The following is a 2,197-nucleotide window of genomic DNA, read 5'->3' as shown; positions in this document are numbered from 1 at the left end:
CGACCACGACGACGCGCGCCTCGCGCGCCAGATGCCGGGCGAGCGTCAACGTCGACAGCGTGATGGCTTCGCCGGCCGCGGTACCGAGCACCGTGATCTTCTTCGCCGCAGCGCCGGCGGCAAGCAGGCTGTCGGCGAGACGCTCGATCTCGGTGAATTCGGTGACGTCCATATCGGTCGTCATCTCCGGCTGGAGCGGCGCGGGCTCTGCCAAAGCGGGATCGATGCCAGGATCAACGACGGGAGCGACGGTCGGCTGGACCTTCACTTCTTGGCGCATCGGCGCTTGCGCAGGGAGCACCGCCGCCACGGCGCGCGGCGCGGTCTGGCGCAGCAGCTCGCCGGTGACGACGACGCCGGACGAGAGCAGCAGCGTCGCGATCGTCGCGATCAGCACGATCGGCAGCTTCTTCGGATAGGCCGGCGTGTTCGAGACGATGGCGCGCGAGATGATGCGGCCATCAGTCGGCGCCGTGTCGATGGTCTCTCGGGTATTGGCCTCGCGGTACTTGGCTAGGTAGGTCTCGAGCAGATCGCGCTGCGCCTTGGCCTCGCGCTCCAGCGCGCGGAGCTGGACGTCCTGACCGTTGGTCGAGGCGGCCTGCTTCTTGAGCTGCTCGAGGCTCACGGTCATGCCATCGACCCGGCCGCTGGCGATCCGGGCGTCGCTTTCGAGCGAGCGGGAGATCTTGGCCGCCTCGTCGCGAATCTGGTTGTCGAGATCGCCAAGCTGGGCCTTCAGCTCCTTGATCCGCGGGTGATTGCCGAGCAGCGTGGATGATTGTTCGGCGAGCTGCGCGCGCAACGTCACCCGTTGCTCCGACAGCCGCCGCATCAGTTCGGAGTTCACGACTTCGGATGCTTCGATCGGCTTGCCGCTCTGAAGCATCTCCTTGATCAGCCGCGCCTTGGATTCCGCATCCGCCTTCATCGAGCGCGCGTTGTTGAGCTGAGTGTTCACCTCGCCCATCTGCTGGTTCGACAGCGTGGTGTTGTTGGTGCCGACGAACAGGCTCGACTTGGAGCGGAAGTCCTCGACCCTGGCCTCGGCGTCGGAGACCTTCTTGCGCAGGCTCTCGATTTCGCCGGCGAGCCACTGGCTGGCGTTCTTGGCCTGCTCCTGGCGAACGCCCTGCTGCAGCACGAGATAACCGTCGGCGATCGAATTGGCGACGCGGGCGGCAAGTTCCGGATCGGCGGACTGGAATTCGACCACGATCACGCGCGACTTGTCGACGGCGTAGGCCTGCAGACGGTCGTAATAGGCATCGAGCACGCGCTCTTCCGGCGTCATCGAAAACGGATCGCGGCCGATACCGACCATCGCGGCCAGCGACTTCAGCGGCGAGATGCCTTGCAGCACCGGATCGAATTCAGGACGTTCGGCGAGCTTGTTCTTCTTGATGATCTCGCGCGCGAGATCGCGCGACAGCACCAGCTGCACCTGGCTGGTGACGGCCTCGGCGTCGAGCGCCTGGCGCTCCTCGGTACGGTCGCTGCTCGGGCGCAGGAACACGTTCTCGCGGCCATCGATCAGGATGCGCGATTCGGACTTGTAGCGCGGCGTAACGAGATTGACGACGGCAACGGATGCGACGAGCGCCAGCACCGTCGGCACGATGATCCAGCCGCGCCTGCGCGCCAATGCCGCGCCGAGCGCGTGCAGGTCGATGTCGCCGGACTCGACTTGTGGCTGCTTGGTGACGATCGGCGCAGGCCTGACCTCAATCTTGGGCTCGACCTTGGCTTCAGCCTTTTCAGCTTTGGACGCAACTTCGGCCTTGGGCTTTGCAACGGCCCGCGCAACCACCGCCTTGTCCTTGCCGGCACGCCAAAACGCTAAACGCATCGAACACTCCCGCAGGGGCAACGCCACTAAGCTACCTCAACCGGGACGATTACACTCCATTAAGGTTGCCGCTGGGTTAATCGCAACATCCGGCGGTCGTCGCGCTCGCGCTGGTCACCGTTTGTTAACCACGAGGCCCCTTAATCCGTCTCGATATTTTCGTAGGAATTGTTCGGCATTCGCCGTCGAGCGCTGGTTTTGATTCATGCTCCCCTCTCCTGACCGGCCGCTTCGCATCCTGCACGCCGTGCGCGCCCCTGTCGGCGGCATCTTCCGCCACATCCTCGACGTCGCCAACGGCCAGGTCGACCGCGGCCATCATGTCGGCATCCTCGCCGACAGCCTGAC

The 2,197-nt window shown here is 65.0% G+C and carries 1 protein-coding gene and 1 pseudogene; one reads left to right on the top strand and one right to left on the bottom strand.

The features are described from left to right. On the bottom strand, positions 1 to 1,849 hold a 1,849-nt coding region (locus MOV75_RS35395; RefSeq protein WP_247007663.1), incomplete at its 3' end, for a GumC family protein. Between the two features lie 205 nt (positions 1,850 to 2,054). Between MOV75_RS35395 and MOV75_RS35390 the strand changes: the two are divergent. Next, a pseudogene (locus MOV75_RS35390) lies at positions 2,055 to 2,197 on the top strand (glycosyltransferase family 1 protein); the annotation flags it as partial.

This window comes from Bradyrhizobium sp. PRIMUS42 (assembly GCF_023006515.1).
GTDB lineage: Bacteria > Pseudomonadota > Alphaproteobacteria > Rhizobiales > Xanthobacteraceae > Bradyrhizobium.
The sequence above is the reverse complement of the archived record's forward strand: the minus strand, read 5'-3'. Positions and strand labels throughout refer to the sequence as shown.